This window comes from Burkholderia sp. MSMB1072 (genome assembly GCF_001524725.1).
Lineage (GTDB): Bacteria > Pseudomonadota > Gammaproteobacteria > Burkholderiales > Burkholderiaceae > Burkholderia.
In genome coordinates, this window is the sequence record NZ_LOYC01000047.1 from 141,260 (window position 1) to 162,106 (window position 20,847).

The 20,847-nt window shown below is 65.9% G+C and carries 16 protein-coding genes and 1 tRNA gene; 12 read left to right on the forward strand and 5 right to left on the reverse strand.

Annotated features, from left to right (window positions below; translation table 11 throughout):
* Positions 1–9: 9 nt before the first annotated feature.
* Together WS89_RS23735 and WS89_RS23740 are read right to left on the reverse strand one after the other, a co-directional pair.
* Complete coding sequence (locus WS89_RS23735) at positions 10–879, reverse strand: sulfurtransferase (protein ID WP_059501207.1); 870 nt, start codon at positions 877–879, stop codon at positions 10–12.
* Positions 880–995: 116 nt separating this feature from the next.
* Complete coding sequence (locus tag WS89_RS23740; RefSeq protein ID WP_059501206.1) at positions 996–2,102, reverse strand: aromatic ring-hydroxylating oxygenase subunit alpha; 1,107 nt, start codon at positions 2,100–2,102, stop codon at positions 996–998.
* A gap of 270 nt (positions 2,103–2,372) precedes the next feature.
* On the opposite strand from WS89_RS23740, the gene WS89_RS23745 reads away from it, so the two are divergent.
* From WS89_RS23745 to folE2, 4 genes are all read left to right on the forward strand, one after another.
* Positions 2,373–2,666, forward strand: coding sequence for an exodeoxyribonuclease VII small subunit (locus WS89_RS23745; RefSeq protein ID WP_059793884.1), 294 nt, complete (start codon positions 2,373–2,375; stop codon positions 2,664–2,666).
* Positions 2,663–3,547: a polyprenyl synthetase family protein gene (locus WS89_RS23750; protein ID WP_059793885.1), complete on the forward strand. Its 885-nt coding sequence runs from the start codon at positions 2,663–2,665 to the stop codon at positions 3,545–3,547. Before WS89_RS23745 ends, WS89_RS23750 begins: the two co-directional genes overlap by 4 nt.
* 81 nt (positions 3,548–3,628) lie before the next feature.
* Positions 3,629–5,533, forward strand: coding sequence for a 1-deoxy-D-xylulose-5-phosphate synthase (dxs, locus tag WS89_RS23755; RefSeq protein ID WP_059501204.1), 1,905 nt, complete (start codon positions 3,629–3,631; stop codon positions 5,531–5,533).
* Positions 5,534–5,688: 155 nt separating this feature from the next.
* On the forward strand, positions 5,689–6,498 hold the full coding sequence (gene folE2, locus WS89_RS23760) for a GTP cyclohydrolase FolE2 (protein WP_006479422.1): 810 nt from the start codon (positions 5,689–5,691) through the stop codon (positions 6,496–6,498).
* 91 nt (positions 6,499–6,589) lie between these two features.
* On the opposite strand, the gene tsaD is transcribed toward folE2, so the two are convergent.
* Entirely contained in the window at positions 6,590–7,630 is a 1,041-nt protein-coding gene (gene tsaD / locus WS89_RS23765) for a tRNA (adenosine(37)-N6)-threonylcarbamoyltransferase complex transferase subunit TsaD (protein ID WP_059501203.1), read from the reverse strand.
* A gap of 121 nt (positions 7,631–7,751) precedes the next feature.
* Between tsaD and WS89_RS23770 the strand changes: the two genes are divergently transcribed.
* From WS89_RS23770 to WS89_RS23800, 7 genes are all read left to right on the forward strand, one after another.
* Positions 7,752–8,981, forward strand: a complete 1,230-nt coding sequence (locus tag WS89_RS23770; protein WP_257127272.1) for an NAD(P)/FAD-dependent oxidoreductase — start codon at positions 7,752–7,754, stop codon at positions 8,979–8,981.
* A 104-nt stretch (positions 8,982–9,085) separates the two neighbouring features.
* Positions 9,086–9,298: a 30S ribosomal protein S21 gene (rpsU, locus tag WS89_RS23775; RefSeq protein ID WP_006479415.1), complete on the forward strand. Its 213-nt coding sequence runs from the start codon at positions 9,086–9,088 to the stop codon at positions 9,296–9,298.
* 194 nt (positions 9,299–9,492) lie between these two features.
* Complete coding sequence (locus tag WS89_RS23780; RefSeq protein ID WP_059501201.1) at positions 9,493–9,939, forward strand: GatB/YqeY domain-containing protein; 447 nt, start codon at positions 9,493–9,495, stop codon at positions 9,937–9,939.
* 70 nt (positions 9,940–10,009) lie between these two features.
* A complete protein-coding gene (dnaG, locus tag WS89_RS23785; protein WP_059793965.1) occupies positions 10,010–11,887 on the forward strand; it encodes a DNA primase in 1,878 nt (625 codons plus the stop codon).
* An 88-nt stretch (positions 11,888–11,975) separates the two neighbouring features.
* Positions 11,976–14,393 carry an RNA polymerase sigma factor RpoD gene (gene rpoD / locus WS89_RS23790; protein WP_080747667.1) on the forward strand — a complete coding sequence of 806 codons (2,418 nt, stop codon included), beginning with the start codon at positions 11,976–11,978 and terminating at the stop codon, positions 14,391–14,393.
* Positions 14,394–14,531: 138 nt separating this feature from the next.
* A tRNA-Ile gene (locus tag WS89_RS23795) sits at positions 14,532–14,610 on the forward strand.
* 315 nt (positions 14,611–14,925) lie between these two features.
* A complete protein-coding gene (locus WS89_RS23800; RefSeq protein ID WP_059793887.1) occupies positions 14,926–16,476 on the forward strand; it encodes a phospholipase D family protein in 1,551 nt (516 codons plus the stop codon).
* Positions 16,477–16,483: 7 nt separating this feature from the next.
* Here WS89_RS23800 and pdxR read toward each other — a convergent pair whose 3' ends face one another.
* Positions 16,484–17,965 (reverse strand): MocR-like pyridoxine biosynthesis transcription factor PdxR, encoded by a 1,482-nt coding sequence (gene pdxR / locus WS89_RS23805; protein ID WP_059793888.1) that lies wholly within the window; start codon positions 17,963–17,965, stop codon positions 16,484–16,486.
* Between the two features lie 236 nt (positions 17,966–18,201).
* Here pdxR and WS89_RS23810 point away from each other — a divergent pair, with 236 nt between their 5' ends.
* Positions 18,202–18,852: a pyridoxamine 5'-phosphate oxidase family protein gene (locus WS89_RS23810; protein ID WP_059793890.1), complete on the forward strand. Its 651-nt coding sequence runs from the start codon at positions 18,202–18,204 to the stop codon at positions 18,850–18,852.
* A 142-nt stretch (positions 18,853–18,994) separates the two neighbouring features.
* Here WS89_RS23810 and WS89_RS23815 read toward each other — a convergent pair whose 3' ends face one another.
* Positions 18,995–20,830 (reverse strand): S53 family peptidase, encoded by a 1,836-nt coding sequence (locus WS89_RS23815; RefSeq protein ID WP_059793892.1) that lies wholly within the window; start codon positions 20,828–20,830, stop codon positions 18,995–18,997.
* Positions 20,831–20,847 lie beyond the last annotated feature (17 nt).

A 20,847-nucleotide genomic window follows, 5' to 3' on the forward strand; every position in this document is an offset into this window, starting at 1 on the left:
CGCGGGGGCTCAAGGATTCGGGCCGGTCGCGATCGGTCGCGACGGATCGGCGCTCCACTCGCTCCACGAGCCGGGGTACAGCGACGCGCCGTGCAGGCCCGCCACTTCCAGCGCCAGCGCGTTGTGGCATGCGGTGACGCCGGAGCCGCATTGCAGGATCGCGCGGTTCGGCTCGGTGCCGGCCAGCACGGTCGTGAATGCCTCGCGCAATTCATGGCCGGTCTTGAAGCGGCCGTCGGCGGTCAGGTTGTCCTTGAAGAAGCGGTTGCGCGCCCCCGGAATGTGGCCACCCACCCGATCGATCGTTTCATTTTCGCCGCGATACCGATCCGGTGCGCGGGCATCGATCACGACGCGCGAGGGCGACGACACGTTCGCGAGCACGGCCGCTGCATCGACCGTCGATTCGAGCGGCGTGGCTGAGCGGAAGTCGCCGGCGGCCGGTTGCGGCACGTCGGTCGTCAGCGGCTGGCCGGCCGCTTCCCAGGCCTGCAGGCCGCCGTCGAGCACGGCAACCGAATCATGGCCGAGCCAGCGCAGCAGCCACCACAGGCGCGCCGCGTACGCGCCGCCTTGCGCGTCGTACGCGACGACCTGCTGACCCTGCTTGAGGCCGCGGCTGGCGAGCAGCGTCGCGAGCGCGTCGCGGGTCGGCAGCGGATGGCGGCCATTGGTGCCCGTCTTGCGGCCCGACAGGTCGCGGTCCAGATGAAGATAGTGCGCGCCGGGGAGGTGGCCCGCCGCGTAGGCGGCTTCGCCGGCGCCGGGATCGGCGAGATCGAAACGGCAGTCGAACAGCGCGACGCTGCCGGGCGCCGCGGCCAGGCGCTCGGCGAGATTGGCGGCGGAAATGAGCGTGGTGTAGTGAGTGTGTGGCATGACGGCTCCCTGGAGTGCAAATGGCCTGACACTCCAAGTCTAAACAAAAAAAGACGGGCCGAAGCCCGTCTTTTCGTTTGCCGGCGGCCGTGCGGCGCCAACGCGCCGCACCTGCGTCAGAGCTCGCCGAGGTGGCGCCGCAGGAACTCGTGGAAGTGCTGCATGCCGTCTTCCATCGGGCTCTGGTACGGGCCCACCTGCGACTCGCCGCGGGCCATCAGCGCGCGGCGGCCTGCATCCATCCGCATCGCGATCTCGTCGTCCTCGACGGCCGTTTCCATATACGCGGCACGCTCGGCCTCGACGAATTCGCGTTCGAACAGCGCGATTTCCTCGGGGTAATAGAACTCGACGATGTTGGTCGTCTTCTGCGGCCCGCGCGGAATCAGCCACGACACGACCAGCACGTGCGGATACCACTCGATCATCAGGCCCGGGTAGTAGACCATCCAGATCGCGCCGAACTCCGGCGGCACGCCGTTGCGGAACTTCAGCACCTGCTCGTGCCATTTCCGGTAAGTCGCGCTGCCCGGTTTCGCGAGGGCGTTGTGCACGCCGACCGTCTGCACGCTGTACCAGTCGCCGAACTCCCATTTGAGATCGTCGCACGACACGAAGCTGCCGAGGCCCGGATGGAACGGGACGACGTGATAATCCTCGAGGTAGACCTCGATGAACGTCTTCCAGTTGTAATCGCACTCGTGCACTTCGACGTGATCGAACTGGTATTCGGAGAAGTCGAAGTGATGCTTCGTGCCGAGATGGGCGAGGTCGCGCGCGACGTTGCGCCCCTCGGCCTCGAACAGCAGCCCCTGCCAGTTCTGCAGCGGGCTCTTGCCGAGGTTCAGGCACGGCTTGTCGGGGAAGTGCGGCGCGCCGAGCAACTGGCCTTCCAGATCGTACGTCCAGCGGTGCAGCGGGCACACGATGTTCTGCGCATGGCCGCGCCCGTTGAGCATGATCGCCTGCCGGTGGCGGCACACGTTCGACAGCAGTTCGATCTGGTTCGTCTGGTTACGGACCAGCACGCGGCCTTCCTTCTCGGACGGCAGCGCAAAATAGTCTCCCGCCTCGGGCACCATCAACTCGTGCCCGACGTAACGAGGTCCTTTCTTGAAGAGGGTTTCGATCTCGCGCTCGAGTAGCGCCTCATCGAAATATGCAGTGACTGGAAGCTGGCTGTGAGCCGACTTCAACTGAAGCGCATCGCTCAGATTGGACATTCCCACTCCCGGTGTTAGCGTGAAAGCAGTGAACAACCCAACCATCGAAAAATCGATTTAGGGAAACGGAGAATTATACCCGGTTCGCCCCGCAAGGCTAGGATTAAGTGCCTGATTTGTGTCAATTTTTTGTCGGACGACCGTCGAAAGGCGCACACTGTGCGTCGGAGATGGGGCCGGAATTGTGCGCGGGCGCCCACGACGGCAGGTCGGAAAATTCTCTTTTGCCGTAGAATGTCCGACTTGTTTTGAAATTTGACACCCTCGTCCATGGCGAAAACCGCATCCCCAGGCGCCACGCCGCCCGGCAATGGCACCGAACCGTTGCCGGACAATTACGAGATGGCGCTCGCGGAGCTCGAGACGCTGGTTGCCCGGATGGAAGGCGGCGCGTTGAGCCTAGAGGATTCGCTGGCGGCGTATCGTCGCGGTGCGACCCTCGTTGCGTTTTGCCAACAGCAGCTCGAGAAAGTGGAGCAGCGGGTTCGCGTGCTCGACGGCGCGACGCTGAAGCCGCTTTCGTCCGGAACGGCCGCCACGGACGGCGAAGACGACGATCTATGACATTCGAACAATGGATGCGGTCCGTGCTTGACCGTGTCGAGGACGCACTCGGCCACTATCTGCCGGCTGGAACCGCGACGCCCGCGAAACTTCACGAGGCGATGCGCTACGCGGTCCTCGGTGGCGGCAAACGCGTTCGCCCGCTGCTGTGCCATGCAGCAGGCGAGCTGACCGGTGCGACGGAGGCGGCGCGCAACGCCGCGGCGGCGGCGCTGGAGATGATCCACGTCTACTCGCTCGTGCACGACGACATGCCGTGCATGGACGACGACGCGCTGCGTCGCGGCAAGCCGACCGTGCACGTGCAGTACGACGAGCCGACGGCGCTGCTGGTCGGCGACGCGCTGCAGTCGCAGGCGTTCGTGGCGCTGACCGACGCCGCTGCGCTGTCGCCGGTGCAGCAGGCGGCGCTCGTGCGCGAGCTGGCGCTCGCGAGCGGCTCGATCGGCATGGCCGGCGGGCAGGCGATCGATCTGGCGAGCGTCGGCCTGAAGCTGACGCGCGAGCAGCTCGAGACGATGCACCGGATGAAGACGGGCGCACTGCTGCGCGCGGCCGTGCGGATGGGCGCGCTGGCCGGCGAGACGCCGTCGGCGGAAACGATGGCCGCGCTGGATGTGTACGCGGGGGCCGTGGGTCTGGCCTTCCAGGTCGTCGACGACATTCTCGACGTCACGACCGATTCGGCGACGCTCGGCAAGACGGCCGGCAAGGACGCGGCGAACGACAAGCCGACCTATGTATCGATCCTCGGTCTCGAGGCGTCGCGCGAGCTGGCAGCGCAGCTGCGCGCCGAAGCGCATGACGCGCTGAAACCGTTCGGCGCACGCGCACAGCGTCTCGCCGAACTTGCCGACCTGGTAGTGAACCGGGTCAGCTGACGCGAAAGCCCGCCGCCGCGCACATGCCACGGTGCGCGCAAAAGAATGCGGGCGCGTTTGATTTCCTACAATGGAACGACGATGTACGACTTGCTGAAAACCATCGACGACCCGGCGGATTTGCGCCGCCTCGATCGTCGCCAACTGCAACCGCTCGCGGATGAACTGCGCGCGTTCGTGCTCGACAGCGTGTCGAAGACGGGCGGCCACTTGTCGTCCAACCTCGGGACGGTCGAGCTGACGATCGCGTTGCACTACGTGTTCAACACGCCGAACGATCGCATCGTCTGGGACGTGGGTCACCAGACCTACCCGCACAAGATCCTGACGGGCCGCCGCGACCAGATGCATTCGCTGCGTCAGTACGACGGCATCTCGGGCTTCCCGCGCCGCAGCGAATCCGAATACGACACGTTCGGCACCGCGCACTCGAGCACGTCGATCTCGGCCGCGCTCGGCATGGCGATCGGCAGCCAGCTGAACGGCGACGACCGCTTCTCGATCGCGGTGATCGGCGACGGCGCGATGACGGCCGGCATGGCGTTCGAGGCGATGAACAACGCGGGCGTGTCGGAAGATGCGAAGCTGCTCGTGATCCTGAACGACAACGACATGTCGATCTCGCCGCCGGTCGGCGCGCTGAATCGCCATCTCGCCCGCCTGATGTCGGGCCGCTTCTATGCGGCTGCGCGCGCAGGCGTCGAGCGCGTGCTGAGCGTCGCGCCCCCGGTGCTCGAACTCGCGCGCAAGCTCGAGGAGCATGCGAAGGGCATGGTCGTGCCGGCCACGCTGTTCGAGGAATTCGGCTTCAACTACATCGGCCCGATCGACGGTCACGATCTCGATTCGCTGATCCCGACGCTGCAGAACATCCGCGAACTGCGCGGCCCGCAATTCCTGCACGTGGTGACGAAGAAAGGCCAGGGCTACAAGCTCGCCGAAGCCGATCCGGTGCTCTATCACGGCCCCGGCAAGTTCAATCCGGCCGAAGGCATCAAGCCGTCGGCCACGCCCGCGAAGAAGACCTACACGCAGGTGTTCGGCGAGTGGCTGTGCGACGAAGCCGAGCGCGATACGCGCGTGGTCGGCATCACGCCCGCGATGCGCGAAGGCTCGGGCATGGTCGAATTCGAGAAGCGTTTCAAGGATCGCTACTACGACGTCGGCATCGCCGAGCAGCACGCGGTGACGTTCGCGGGCGGTCTCGCGACCGAGGGGCTGAAGCCCGTCGTCGCGATCTACTCGACGTTCCTGCAGCGTGCTTACGATCAGTTGATCCACGACGTCGCGCTGCAGAATCTGCCGGTCGTGTTCGCGATCGACCGCGCGGGCCTCGTCGGCGCGGACGGCGCGACGCATGCGGGCGCGTACGATCTCGCGTTCATGCGCTGCATCCCGAACATGACGATCATGGCCGCATCCGACGAAAACGAATGCCGCCAGATGCTGCACACGGCGCTGCAGCAACCGAACCCGACCGCGGTGCGCTATCCGCGCGGCGCGGGCACGGGCGTGGCGACGGTGAAGGAATTCACCGAGATCCCGCTCGGCAAGGGTGAAGTGCGTCGCCGGACGTCGCAGCCGGAAGGCAAGCGCGTCGCGATCCTCGCGTTCGGCACGATGGTCGCACCGTCGCTCGCCGCCGCCGAGGAGCTCGATGCAACGGTCGCGAACATGCGCTTCGTGAAGCCGGTCGATGCGGCGCTCGTGCGCGAACTGGCCGAGACGCACGATTACCTCGTCACGGTCGAGGAAGGCTGCGTGATGGGCGGCGCGGGCTCGGCCTGCGTCGAAGCCCTGATGGAGAGTGGGGTTATCCGACCCGTAATACAATTGGGCCTCCCTGACCAGTTCATCGATCACGGCGACCCCGCGAAGCTGCTGTCGCAATGCGGCCTCGACGGCGCGGGCATCGCGAAATCGATTCGCGAACGCTTTCTGAGCCCGGCGGCCGATGTCGCCGATCAGGCGAAGCGCGTCGCATGAGCCGGCACCGCCCGCGGGCGGTGCCGATGCGACTGGCGTAACCGGTCTTCATTGATGCGGAAAACATGGGCCTGCGGGCCCATGTTGCTTTTCCGGCTGCCGCGTGACGCGGCGTGCGCGTCGTCGGACGCGCGGCTTACAAGGATTGAACCAAGATGAACCAGATGAACCCCGCCTTCGTGATGCCCGACGTGCAGAGCACGGTGGATACCCGTCAGATCCCGATTCAGCGCGTGGGCGTGAAGGCGGTCCGGCATCCGTTGACGGTGTGCACCGAAAGCGGCGACGTGCAACCGACCGTCGGCGTCTGGAACCTCGACGTCCGTCTGCCGGCCGATCAGAAGGGCACGCACATGTCGCGCTTCGTCGCGCTGCTCGAAGAGAATCGCGCGCCGCTGACGGTCGAGCGCTTTCGCGCGATGCTCGCGTCGATGCTCGTGAAGCTCGAAGCCGAGGCCGGCCGCATCGAAGTCACGTTCCCGTATTTCGTGAACAAGACGGCGCCGGTGTCGGGCGTGCAGAGCCTGCTCGACTATGAAGTGACGCTCGCGGGCGAAAGCCGCAACGGCGACACGCGCCTGTTCCTGAAGGTGCTCGTGCCGGTGACGAGCCTGTGCCCGTGCTCGAAGAAGATTTCGCAATACGGCGCGCACAACCAGCGCTCGCATGTGACGATCGATGCGGAGCTGGCCGCCGATCTGCCGGTCGAGGCGCTGATCCGCATCGCCGAGGAAGAGGCGTCGTGCGAACTGTGGGGGCTGCTGAAGCGTCCGGACGAGAAGTTCGTCACCGAGCGTGCGTACGAGAACCCGAAGTTCGTCGAGGATCTCGTGCGCGATGTCGCGCAGCGTCTCGATGCGGACGAGCGCGTGGTCGCCTACGTGCTCGAAGCCGAGAACTTCGAGTCGATTCACAATCACAGCGCGTATGCGCTGATCGAGCGCGACAAGCGGCACGCTGCATAAACGCCGCGGCGTTTCGTCGCGCCAATGAGAAAGGCAGCTCGGAATCGAGCTGCCTTTCTGTTTTCCGGCTTGCGGCGTTGTGTTGCGCGATTCAGCGTGCGAGCGACGCGAGATCCCAGCGCGGCTTCACCGTGAACGCGTAGTCGGCATTCGCCTGCTCGGGCCAGCGGCCGAGCCGCAGCGCGCCCGCGAGCGCGATCATCGCGCCGTTGTCGGTGCAGAGCGCGAGATCGGGATAGTGCACGTCGAAGCCGCGCTTGGCCGCGGCCGCCGACAGGGCCGCGCGCAACTGGCGGTTCGCGCCGACGCCGCCCGCGACCACGAGGCGCTTGAGCTTCGTCTTCTTCAGTGCGGCGAGCGACTTCGCGACGAGCACGTCGACGGCCGCATCGACGAAGCCGCGAGCGAGGTCGGCCTTTGCCCGTTCGAGTGCTTCGCCCTCGAGCTGCGCCGCTTCGAATTTCTTCATCTGCGTGAGCACGGCGGTCTTCAAGCCGCTGAAGCTGAAGTCGAGATCGCCCGAATGCAGCATCGGGCGCGGCAGCACGACCGCGCCCGGCGTGCCCGTTTCCGCGAGTTTCGAGACTTCGGGGCCGCCCGGATAGCCGAGGCCGATCAGCTTCGCCGTCTTGTCGAACGCTTCGCCGGCCGCGTCGTCGAGCGTTTCGCCGAGCGTCTCGTAGACGCCGACGTCGGTCACGCGCATCAGTTGCGTGTGGCCGCCGGAAACCAGCAGCGCGACGAACGGGAACGGCGGTGGCTCGTCGACCAGCAACGGCGACAGCAGATGGCCTTCGAGATGGTGGATGCCGACGGTCGGCTTGTTCCAGGCGAGCGCGAGCGCATTCGCAATGCTCGCGCCGACCAGCAGCGCGCCGGCGAGGCCGGGGCCCTGCGTGAACGCGATCGCGTCGATGTCCTCGCGGCGCGTGCCGCTTTGCGCCATCACGTCCTCGAGCAGCGGCAGCGCGCGGCGGATGTGGTCGCGCGACGCGAGCTCGGGCACGACGCCGCCGTAGTCGCGGTGCATCGCGATCTGCGAATGGAGCGCGTGCGCGAGCAGGCCGCGCTGCGTGTCGTAGAGCGCGAGGCCGGTTTCGTCGCAGGAGCTTTCGATGCCGAGAACGAGCATGGGTACGGGCGGGGCGCGCCGTTTCGGACGCGCCGCAGATAGGTCGACGTAACCGGAAAGTATAGCAGGCGAGGGCAGGCCGGCGCTGGCAGCGGCCCGGCCACGATGCCGGGCAGGTACAATCCGCGCCATGGAAACCTATGACATCGCCGTGATCGGCGCGGGCGCTGCCGGCATGATGAGCGCCGCGGTCGCCGGGCAGCTCGGCCGCCGCGTCGTGCTGATCGATCACGCGCCGCGGCTCGCCGAGAAAATCCGCATCTCGGGCGGCGGCCGCTGCAACTTCACGAACCTGTATGCCGGGCCCGACAACTATCTGTCGTCGAATCCGCATTTCGCGCGCTCGGCGCTGGCGCGCTATACGCCGCGCGACTTCCTCGGGCTGCTCAAGCGCCATCGCGTGACCTGGCACGAAAAGCACAAGGGTCAGCTCTTTTGCGACCACGGCAGCGACGCGATCATCGACGTGCTGAAGCACGAGTGCGACGCGGGCGGCATCGCGTGGCGCCGGCCCGTCGTCGTCGACGCGGTGCGCCATACGCCGTCCGACGGCTTCACGCTCGATACGCAGCAGGCCGGCCCGATCGGTGCGCGTGCGCTGATCGTCGCAACCGGCGGCCTGTCCATCCCGAAGATCGGTGCGACCGACTTCGGCTATCGGCTCGCGAAGCAGTTCGGCCACAAGCTCGTCGATACGCGGCCTGCCCTCGTGCCGCTGACGTTCGCGCCGCAGGACTGGGCGCCGTTCGCGCCGCTGTCGGGCGTATCGCTCGAAGTGCGCGTATCGACCGGCGACAAAAAGCGCGGCGGCGAATTCGTCGAGGATCTGCTGCTGACCCATCGCGGGCTGTCCGGGCCGGGCATCCTGCAGATCTCGAGCTACTGGCAGCCCGGCGACCCGATCCGCGTCGACCTGCTGCCGCAGCGCGACACGGTGGCCGATCTGCTCGACGCGAAACGCACGTCGAAGCGCCAGATCGGTTCGCTGCTCGCCGACTGGGTGCCGTCGCGCCTCGCGCACGCGTGGCTCGACACGCATCGCGTCGCGGCCGACGCGCGGCTCGCGGACCTGCCCGACAAGACGCTGCGCCAGATCGGCGACGCGCTGTCCGGCTGGACGCTCACGCCGAACGGCACCGAAGGCTACAAGAAGGCCGAAGTGACGAAAGGCGGGGTCGATACGCGCGAGCTGTCGTCGGCGACGATGATGAGCGCGCGCGTGCCGGGGCTGTTCTTCGTCGGCGAGGCGGTGGACGTGACGGGCTGGCTCGGCGGCTACAACTTCCAGTGGGCGTGGGCGTCCGGCACGGCGGCCGGGCAGGCCGCGGCCGAGTATGCGCGCGGCGCCTGACGCACCGGCCCGCGCCGTTGCGCCGGGGGTGGCTCCGTGCCTTTGGGCAGTCGCTCTGCTATACTCGGTAGTCTTTCCCTGCAAACCTTTATTCGTGTCGGATCATGACGATCATTCGCGTTAAAGAGAACGAGCCGTTCGAAGTTGCAATGCGTCGCTTCAAGCGCACGATCGAGAAGAACGGTCTGCTGACCGAGCTTCGTGCGCGCGAGTTTTACGAGAAGCCGACCGCGGAACGCAAGCGCAAGAAGGCCGCGGCGGTGAAGCGTCACTACAAGCGTATTCGCAGCCAGACGCTGCCGAAGAAGCTGTACTGAACGATTGGGCGCCGCGCGGTTCGCTGAGCGGCGCACCGGCGACTCCGCGCGATCGGGTGCGATCGCGCAGCCGATCAGGCGGCGAGTCGCCGATGCCGGATTCGAGCAACCCGCTTGAGACACTGTCCCAAGCGGGTTTTTGTGTTGACGTCCGTTCGCGGGCGTCGGATTCACGTTTCCATCCCGGGTGAAAGATGAGTTTGAAAGAGCAGATCAGCGAAGACATGAAGGCCGCGATGCGCGCGAAGGAAAGCGAGCGTCTGGCAACGATTCGCCTGCTGATGGCCGCGATCAAGCAGCGCGAAGTCGATGATCGGGTCACGCTCGACGACGCGGGCGTCACGGCCGTGATCGACAAGATGATCAAGCAGCGCAAGGATTCGATCAGCCAGTTCCAGGCGGCCGGCCGCGACGATCTCGTCGCGAAGGAGCAGGCCGAACTGACCGTGCTGGGCGGCTACATGCCCGCGCAACTGTCCGACGCCGAGGTGGCGGCCGAAGTCCAGGCGGCCGTCGCGCAAACCGGCGCTGCCGGCCCGCAGGACATGGGCAAGGTGATGGGCGTGCTGAAGGGCAAGCTCGCCGGCCGTGCCGACATGACGGCCGTTTCCGCGCAGGTCAAGGCCGCGCTCACGAAGTAAGACCCGTTCCCGGCGCGCCCAGCGATGCGTGCGCCGGGCGCCGTATCCTCTTTTTTCGTTCGATCCCACGGTGATTCCGCATTCGTTCCTGCAGGATTTGCTGAACCGCGTCGATATCGTCGACGTGGTGGGCCGGTACGTGCAGCTCAAGAAGGGCGGCGCCAATTTCATGGGGCTGTGCCCGTTCCATAACGAGAAGAGCCCGTCGTTTACCGTTAGCCCGACCAAGCAGTTCTATCACTGCTTCGGTTGCGGCGCGCACGGCACTGCGATCGGCTTCTTGATGGAACACGCGGGGCTCACATTCCCGGAAGCCGTGCAGGAGCTCGCGCAATCCGTCGGCCTGACCGTGCCGCACGAGCCGTCGATGCGCGGCGGCGGTGGGGGGGCAGGCGGGGGCGGCGACTATCCGGCGCCCGTTTCGAAATCGGTGGCGACCGCGCTGTCCGACGCGATGACGGCCGCGTGCGACTACTACCGCAAGCAGTTGCGCGGCGCGACCGTCGCGATCCAGTACCTGAAGAACCGGGGGCTGACCGGCGAGATCGCCGCACGCTTCGGTCTCGGCTATGCGCCGGACGGCTGGCAGAACCTCGAGGCCGCGTTCCCCGACTATCGCGACGAGTCGCTCGTCGAGGCGGGGCTCGTGATCGTCAGCGAGAAAACCGATGCGCAGGGCGTTGCGCGCCGCTACGACCGGTTCCGCGAGCGGATCATGTTTCCGATCCGCAACGTGAAGGGGCAGGTGATCGGTTTCGGCGGCCGCGTGCTCGGCAGCGGCGAACCGAAGTACCTGAACTCGCCGGAAACGCCGCTGTTCAACAAGGGCAGCGAGCTGTACGGGCTGTTCGAGGCGCGGCTCGCGATTCGCGAGCGCAAGTACGTGCTGGTCGTCGAGGGCTACATGGACGTCGTCGCGCTCGCACAGCTCGGGTTTCCGAACGCGGTCGCGACGCTCGGCACCGCGTGCACGCCGATTCACGTGCAGAAGCTGCTGCGTCAGACCGACACCGTCATTTTCAGTTTCGACGGCGATTCGGCCGGGCGGCGCGCGGCCCGGCGCGCGCTCGAAGCATGCCTGCCGCATGCAGGCGACAACCGCACGATCCGGTTCCTTTTCCTGCCGACCGAGCACGATCCGGACAGCTACGTGCGCGAGTTCGGCGCGGACGCGTTCTCCGAGCAGGTCGAGCGCGCGATGCCGCTGTCCCAATTTCTGTTGAACGAAGCAATCGCCGGCAAGGCGCTCGATCAGCCGGAAGGCCGCGCGAAGGCGCTGTTCGATGCGAAGCCGCTGTTGCAGGCGCTGCCTGCGAACGCGTTGCGCGCGCAGATCATGCACATGTTCGCCGATCGCCTCGACATCCCGTTCGAAGAGGTCGCGGCGCTGTCGGACGTCGATACGCGTATCGCGGCGGCGCCGCGCCAGGCGCCTGCACGCAGCGAGCGGCGCCGCGTGACGGACAGCGAAAAGCGCGCGTTGCGCACGCTGGTGATGCATCCGCGCGTCGCATCGCAGCTCGACGACGAACAGATTGCGACCCTGCGTGCGCTGCCGCGCATCGGCGAGCTGTTCGCGGAAGTCGTCGATCATGCGCGTGCGCTGGGCGACGGCGCGGAGTTCCGGCTGCTGTCGGATGTCCTGAGGACGTCCTCGAACGCGGCGACTTACGAGGAAATCTTCCGCGAAATTCTGGACTATGATGAAAACGTCCGCGATTTGCTGTTACAGAATCCGGAAGACGAGACGGTGCCCGAGCGGCAGCGTGAGCAGGAGCGGATTGCGGGGGAGGAGCTGCAGGCGGCAGTGCTCAAGATGCGCTATGACGCCTGCTGCGACCGGCTGGACAGGCTGGCGCGGCAATCCACCTTCACCCCCGAGGAATTGGCCGAATTGACGGAATTGAACCAGCAGCGAACCGACATGAAGCGTCGGCTCGGGCTGTAGGCGGCCGGGGCGCTTAGAGAGGGTTCCCCAGCGTGCTATAATATAAGGTTTCCAGCGGTTTGTTTTCCAAGCAGAGGCGAGAATCGCGATGGCAAAGACGACAGGCGGAAAGAAAGCAACAGGCAAGGGCTCGACGGAGCCGACCAAGAAGGTCACAGCGGCCAAGTCTGCTTCTTCCGCCAGGACAACGTCTTCAGCCACGTCAGCTCCTGCGGGAAAGAAAACCGCGGCCGGCACTGCTCAGGCTGCGCCGGCGCCGGCAGCCAGAACACGGGCTGCCGCCAGACCCGACTCCGGGCCGGCCAAGCCGGCGGCGAAGCGGGCAAGTGCGAAAAGCGCAAGGGACACGACTGCCGACGCGGACGAAACGGCAGTACGTACTACTCATGCACCCACGGTTCAACCGGCTGTCGTCCAGCAGCCGCGAGTCGATATAGCCGGTACGGCGAACTCCATGACCAAAAAGCTGAACGAAGTATCCGTCGAAGACGACGCAAATCAGAGCGACGAGCAGCCCGCAGCCGCGGCTGCACCGGGCAAATCCAAGGTGCGCGATCGTCGCGCCAAGGAAAAGGCGCTGCTGAAGGAAGCGTTCGCGACGAGCACGCCGGGCACGGCCGAGGAGCTCGAAGAGCGCCGCGTGAAGCTGCGCGCGCTGATCAAGCTCGGCAAGGAGCGCGGCTTCCTCACGTACGCCGAAATCAACGACCACCTGCCGGACAACTTCACCGAGACCGAAGCCCTCGAGGGCATCATCGGCACGTTCAACGACATGGGCGTGGCGGTATACGAGCAGGCGCCGGACGCGGAAACGCTGCTCCTGAACGACAACGCGCCCGCCGCGTCGTCGGACGATGAAGTCGAAGAGGAAGCGGAAGTCGCGCTGTCCACCGTCGATTCGGAATTCGGCCGTACGACCGATCCGGTCCGGATGTACATGCGCGAGATGGGCACCGTCGAGCTGCTCACGCGCGAAGGCGAAATCGAGATCGCGAAGCGGATCGAGGACGGCCTGCGCCACATGGTGATGGCCATCTCCGCGTGCCCGACCACGATCGCCGACATCCTCGCGATGGCCGAACGCGTCGCGAACGAAGAGATCCGCGTCGACGAGCTCGTCGACGGCCTGCTCGATCCGAATGCTTCGGACTCCACCGATACGGACGGCTTCTCCGCGAAGGAAGCGGAAGCCATCGAGAACGAGGACGAGGAAGCCGAAGAGGAAGAGGAAGAAGAGGAAGAGGAGGAAGACGACGGTGCCGCGCAGGCATCGGCCAACGCCGCCCAGCTCGAAGCCCTCAAGCGCGCGTCGCTCGAGAAGTTCGCGCAGATCAGCGAGTGGTTCGACAAGATGCGCCGCGCGTTCGAGAAGGAAGGCTACAAGTCGAAGGCCTACCTGAAGGCGCAGGAAACGATCCAGAGCGAGCTGATGACGATCCGCTTCACCGCGCGCACCGTCGAACGCCTGTGCGACACGCTGCGTGCGCAGGTGGACGAAGTGCGCCAGGTCGAGCGTCAGATCCTGCACATCGTCGTCGACAAGTGCGGCATGCCGCGCTCGGAATTCATCGCGCGCTTCCCGGGCAACGAGACGGATCTCGACTGGGCCGAGAAGATCGCCGCGGAAGGCCATCCGTACAGCGCGGTGCTGTCGCGTAACGTTCCGGCGATCCGCGAACAGCAGCAGCGTCTGCTCGACCTGCAGGCGCGCGTCGTGCTGCCGCTGAAGGACCTGAAGGAAACCAACCGCCAGATGGCGGCCGGCGAACTGAAGGCGCGTCAGGCGAAGCGCGAAATGACCGAGGCCAACCTGCGTCTCGTGATCTCGATCGCGAAGAAGTACACGAACCGCGGCCTGCAGTTCCTCGACCTGATCCAGGAAGGCAACATCGGCCTGATGAAGGCGGTGGACAAGTTCGAATACCGTCGCGGCTACAAGTTCTCGACCTATGCGACGTGGTGGATCCGTCAGGCCATCACGCGCTCGATCGCCGACCAGGCGCGCACGATCCGTATTCCGGTTCACATGATCGAGACGATCAACAAGATGAACCGCATCTCGCGGCAGATCCTGCAGGAAACCGGCCTCGAGCCGGATCCGGCCACGCTCGCCGAAAAGATGGAGATGCCGGAAGACAAGATCCGCAAGATCATGAAGATCGCGAAGGAGCCGATCTCGATGGAAACGCCGATCGGTGACGACGACGATTCCCATCTCGGCGACTTCATCGAGGACACCAACACGGTCGCGCCGGCGGATGCCGCGCTGCATGCCAGCATGCGCGACGTCGTGAAGGACGTGCTCGATTCGCTGACGCCGCGCGAGGCGAAGGTGCTGCGGATGCGTTTCGGTATCGAGATGAGCACCGATCACACGCTCGAGGAAGTCGGCAAGCAGTTCGACGTCACGCGCGAGCGCATCCGTCAGATCGAGGCCAAGGCGCTGCGAAAGCTGCGTCACCCGAGCCGTTCCGACAAGCTGAAGTCGTTCCTCGAAGGGAACTGATTTCCAGCCTCCGTGCCGCGAACGCCGCCGGTATCCGCATGATGCCGGTGGCGTTCGTTCCCTTTGTCGTCTTTGTTGTTACAATGCCGGCCCGGCCTCGTTGTCGGGGTGGCGTGTAGCACGCTTTGCTTCTCGTCTGGGCCCCTAGCTCATGCTTGGTTAGAGCAGCGAACTCATAATTCGTTGGTGCCGGGTTCGACTCCCGGGGGGCCCACCAGATTCGCTTCCACGGTTGTCCGGGGAAGCCTCGAAACCCGCGATGCCGCACGGCGTCGCGGGTTTTTCTTTGGTGCGCCGCCTGAATGTGTCGAACGTATTGAACGCGTTCGTGCCGACGCTGCATGTCGCATCTTCGCCACCGCGGAAACACCGAAAGCGTGCCGCCCCGATATCAATCGAAGTATGCTGTAGCGCGATCCGGTCGCACGCTGGTCCGCAGCGCGCGTACCGTGGACCCGTGCCGCGCTTCGTCCGGCAGCCGGAAGCCAGAACAATCACAATCCGACTTCGCCCGACCTTGGGGGCGGCCAACATGATCATGCTGCGTTCGTGGGGTGCGATTCTGTCGTTGCTGATGCTCGTTGCGTGCGCGAGCCTGCCGTCGCAGGCCGATCGCGCGCCGACGCATGCATTCACCGATACGGACAATACGCGGCTGGGCGTTGCGTTCCAGCAGCAGGCCGCTGCCCATCCGGGGCAGGACGCGTTCCATTTGCTGACCGATCCGGTCGATGCGCTGGATGCGCGCGTGTTGCTCGCCGACCGTGCCGACCGCTCGCTCGACCTGCAGTACTACATCTGGCACGACGACCTGACCGGGCACGAACTGGCCGATGCGATCATTCGCGCGGCCGATCGCGGCGTGCGCGTGCGCGCGCTGCTCGACGATCTCGGCACCAACGCGGACGACCGCAAGCTGCTCGAGATCAGCTCGCATCCGAACATCGAGATCCGGTTGTTCAATCCGGTGGCCACGCGCCGGTTCAAGAAGATCGGCACCGTGTTCGAGTTCTCGCGCGTCAACCGGCGCATGCACAACAAGGCGATGATCGCGGACAACCAGGCGGCGATCGTCGGCGGCCGCAATATCGGCGACGAATATTTCGGCGCATCGTCGATGCTGGAGTTCGGCGATCTCGACGTCGTCGTTCACGGCCCGGTCGTGAAGGACATCTCGACGGAATTCGATACGTTCTGGAATTCGCCGTATGCGTATCCGATCGATACGCTGGTCGGGCACGATGCGGCGCCGGGCGGGCTCGATCGCGAACGCGAGCGGTTGCGCGACTACCTGAGGGCCATGGAGGACAATCCGTACGTGCTCGAGGCCCGGCAGCGACTCGACCGGATCGTCCACGGGCAGGGCACGGAGTTGTCGTGGGGGCATGCGACGGTGTTGTACGACGATCCGTCGAAGATCGCGCACGCGCCGAAGGACAGCGACGGGCACCTGATGCCGCAGTTGCGCGCGCTTGCGTTGCAGCCCCGGCACGACCTGCTGATCGTGTCGCCGTATTTCGTGCCGGGCAAGGAGGTGGTCGCGCGGTTGCGCGCGCTCGTGGCGAGCGGCGTGCGCGTGACGGTGCTGACCAATTCGCTCGCGTCGACCGACGTGGCGGCCGTGCATGCCGGCTACCGGCGCTATCGAAGCGATCTGGTGAACGCGGGCGTGCGGCTTTACGAGCGCCGGCCATCGGGCGACAAGAGCATTTCGAAGCAGGTCATCGTCGGCTCGTCGCGCGCGTCGCTGCACGCCAAGACCTACGTGTTCGATCACACGAGCATCTTCATCGGGTCGATGAATCTCGATCCGCGCTCGCTGAACCTCAATACGGAGATCGGCGTTTACTGCGAGAGCCCGGCGATTGCGTCGCAGGTCGCCAACGATCTGGAGGCGCGGCTCGACCAGATTGCATGGCGTGTCGAGGCGAGAACCGATCCGGCCGGCAGAGGGCGGCTCAAGTGGATTCAGACGGACGCGGACGGGAAGATCACCGAGATCGATCACGAGCCGGAGGTATCCATCCCGCGGCGCATGGAAGTGTGGTTTCTCGGGCTGTTTCCGATCGAATCGCAACTGTGAGCGACGTTCAGCGCCGCGCGCGGCGGTGCCGGTCGATGATGTCGGCGAATTGTATTGCCGCCGTCTCGATCGTCGTGTCGCTCAGCCCTGAATAGCCGAGGACGAAGCCGTTGTACCGGCGGCCGTCGCCGCGGTGGCCGTCGCCGATGCAGTAGTGGCTCAACGGTTGCAGCAGCAAGCCGTGGGCAGCTGCGGCACGCGCGACGTCGGTATCGCGCAGCGGCACCGCGAGATCCGCGGAAAGATGCATGCCGCCCGGGCTTTCCCGCACGCGCAGCGACGTGCCGAGATGGCGCGCGAGCGCCGCTTCGAGGCTGCTGCGCCGGGCGGCGTAGAGCGCCCGCATCTTCCGGAGATGCCGCGCAAACAGGCCGCTGTCGATGAATTCGGCCATCGCCAGTTGGTCGGCCGAGTGACCGCGATGGACGAGTTCGCGCAGCGTGTCGGTGAAGCGCTCGACGAGCACCTGCGGCACCACCATGAAACCGAGCCGAAGAGCGGGAAACATCGTCTTGCTGAACGTGCCGAGATAGCACACCGGGGCATCGGCATGCAGGCCCTGGATCGCGGGCAGCGGCTGGCCGCCGTGACGGAATTCGCTGTCGTAGTCGTCCTCGATGATCCACGCGCCGCATGCGCGGGCGCGCTCGACGAGCGCCGCGCGTCGCCGGGGGCTCATCAGCGCGCCGAGCGGGTACTGGTGCGACGGTGTCGTGTAGATCAGCCGCGGCGGGCGGGTGCGCCACTGCTCGTCGGTCGGCGCCATGCCTTCGCGATCGACCTCGATCGGCACGGGATTCAGGCCGGTCGACCGGAATGCGGTCCTCGCGCCGTTGTAGCAAGGATTCTCGAGCCAGCCGTAGTCGCCGGGATTCGCGAGCATGCGCGCGCAGAGTTCGAGGCTGCTCTGCGTGCCGTCGGTGATGAATACCTGGCCCGTGTCGCAGCGCACGCCGCGCGAGACGCGAATGTGCGCGGCCACCGCGCGCCGCAGTTCGGGTAGCCCTTCGACCGGCCCGTACGCGAGCCGGGCGGGCGTGATGGTCTTCCATGCACGCTCGATGCACCGGCGCCACTGGGCAACCGGGAATTCGTCGAGGGAAGGGAGGCCGGGAACGAACGGCAGCATGCGTTCGGGCTCGGGGTCGGCGTTCTCCAGCCCCTGCACGCGCGCCGACAGGTGAACCGGTGCAGGGCCGTCCTCATGGACGGCGCTCGGCTGGCTGCATCCGTCCCATAACGTGATCGTGCCGTTGCGCGTGGCCGCGACGAAGCCTTCCTCGGCCAGGCGCTCGTACGCATAGACCGCGGAATTGCGCGCGATGCCAAGTTCGGCCGCGAGCACGCGCGTCGACGCGAGCCGCGTGCCGGGCGGCAGGTGCCCGTCCAGCAGCATGTCGCGCAGGCTCCGGTAGAGGGCTTCTTGCTGGCTATGTGTCGTCGCGCCGTCCTGTCTGGAAAGCGATGAGATGAGCAGCGCGAGATCCATGGGCTGGTTCCAGAAATTTTCCTTGTGCTGGTTCTTTCGAAGATGCCGCGCGCATCGTATCGTTCATGTTCTCGCGGGGCAGGCCGGTGCACGCGCATTCTTGGCGATCGGCGCGGCTTTGCGATACGCGCGTATTTTGCTCGATTCGGCAAGCGACTGTCGATGGGTCGGACAACCGCGCGCTCACGCCCGGATACGGCACGATGCCGATACCATTCATTTCGCACTACAGATCTATGAACGACCGGACTCCTCTCTCTTCCACGCCACGTACGACGGTTCGCCGCCTGCCCGAGCTGGCGAGCCACGATCGCACGATGCTCTACCGCATCGTGGACGACGCGTACGTCTGTCACATCGCGTTCGGCGATGGGCAGAACACGCACTGCATCCCAACCGCGCACTGGAGAAAGGGCGACGAGTTCTATATCCACGGGTCCAACGGCAGCCGGATGATCAAGGCGCTGTCGGCCGGCGCGCAGGCTTGCGTCGCGATGACGCTGCTGGACGGCCTCGTGCTGGCCAGGTCCGCGTTCAATCATTCGATGAATTATCGATCCGCGGTGATCTACGGGCAGTTCGACGTGGTGGAAGGCAGGGAGGAAAAACTCGCCGCGCTGGATGCATTGATGGACAAGATCGCGCCGGGCCGCAAGCACGAAGCGCGGCCGGGCAATTCGAAGGAAATCAATGCGACCGGCGTGCTGCGGATTTCGATGGCGGAAGCGGCCGTGAAAATCAGCGATTCGCTGCCGTCCGACAAGGAAGAGGATCTCGGGCTGGCGGTCTGGGCCGGGATCTTGCCGTTGAAGACGACGCGCGGCGCGCCGGTGCATGCCGACGGTAACGTGCCGGTGCCGGATTATGTCCGGAACTGGGCCGATTGAGCGGCGCGACGAGGCCGCATCGGAAGAGGCGAGACGGCACGGCTCGCAGAGGACCCGCGAAGGTTGCGCAGCCTTCGCGGGCCGTCGGATGCGGTTGCGTACGAGACGTCGCGCTTGCGCATCCGGTTCGGTCAATGGCTCGTCAGCGCGCGAAATCCGACGTGCTCTGGATGAACGCGTTCAGCTTCGAGATGTTCACGCTGCCGAAGCCCGTCGTCGCATCCCAGCCTGCCTTCGCCTTGTAGCCGTAAGTGCCGCTGCCGTTGTTGCCGGACGTGACGTCGTGCAGCAGCGCCGCGTTGCTCGGGAAGTACTTGTAGATGCTCGACGCGGGGAACCCGAGCGTATTGTTGTTGGCCGACTGCAGCCGCGCCCAGATGCCCGTGAAGATCGGCGCGGCGAGGCTCGTGCCGCCTTCGTTGTTCAGGTAGCCCGAACCCCACAGCGTGTCGGACGTCTGGCCGTTCACGACGAGAATCGCGCCCGTGCGCAGGTCGGCGTCGAAGCCGACGTCGGGGAGCGCGCGCTTGGTCGAGCCGGTGAGGGTCGACGACTGCCACGTCGGCGCGGCCTCGTACTTGCTGTAGCCGCCGCCCGTCGACCATACGGTGCCCGGCTGCCAGCTCGGATCGTTCCAGACGATTTCGCTGTTGTACGCATTGGTCGACGTATTGGTGAACAGCGTCGTGCCGCCCACCGCGATCACGTACGGCGACGTGGCCGGCTCGCTCACCGTGTAGGTCGAACGCGACGGCGTGCCGCTCGCGCATTCGTACGCGCCGTGGTCGCCGGCGGAAACCGAGAAGGTTTGCCCTTGCGCGACCGCCTGCTTGAAGATGGTGTCGTCGGTGGCCTGCGAGCCGGTGCTGTACGCGGACGATTCGCATACGCCGAGCGATACGTTGATCACTTTCGCGACGTTGTCGGTCACGGCCTTGTTGTACGCGGCCGTGATCGCGGTGAGCGTCATCGACGGCGCGGTATAGAACACGACCTGCTTCACGCTGCCGCCGGCCGTGCCGACGATCGACTGGCTGTCGAGGTTCCATTCGACGGTGCCGTCGGTGTCGGTGTACGAACTGCCGGCCGGGCCCGTCTTCACGATGCTGCTGCTGATCGTGCCGAGGCCGTTGTTCGCGGCGAACGTATTGAGGTCGCTCACCGTTTGCGACAGATCGCCTTCGGAGATGATGCCGACCGTGGTCTGCGAGGCCGTCGGCGTGCCGTCGCCGCCGTAGATCGACGAGAATTCGGTCGGGTTGTGCGGCACCGCCGACGCGCCGGCCGGGATCGTCAGGTTGCTGGTGTTGCCTTGCGGCTTGCCGCCCGCGCCCGTATGCATGAGCTCGACGTTCTGCAGGCCGAGCACCGCGCCGACGATGTTGCCGATCGCGTTCGGCACTTGCGCGGCGTCGGTATTTGCATAAACGCTGCGGCCGTTGCGCGTGAAGCGCTTGAGGGTCGTGCGGAACGCGGACTGGACGGTTCCCGCGGTGCCGGACGCGGAGACCAGCAGCCGGTTCGGCGCGACCACGATATTCACGAAGCCGGCCTTGCGCAGATGCGCGACGACGGACGCGACCTGCTGGTCGGTCGGCGCATATTGCGCGGCGAATTGTGCAGGCGTCAGGAACTGCCGGTAGTGCGGCGAACCGGGCGTATGCAGGTCGCGCAGGTACTGGTCGAGCTGTGCTTCGTTGCGCAGGTTCAGCCCGAGCACGATGTCCACCGATTCGCCGGGCGCCATGTCGATCGCGGCTGCGGCTGCGGCAGCCGTGCTCGCCGCGGGCGCGCCGGCCGTGCCGGCTTCGTTCTGCTGCACGAGCGGCAGGAAGCCCTTGGTGCGCGTTTCCGTCCAGCCGGCCGCGGGCGCGGCATGGGCGGTCGCCATGCCGAACGACGCGGCTGCGGCCGCGGCGGCGAGTGCGAGATTGACGGTGCGAATGTGCTTTTGTTTCTTGTTTGCAACCTGATTCATTTGAATTACCCCTCCGG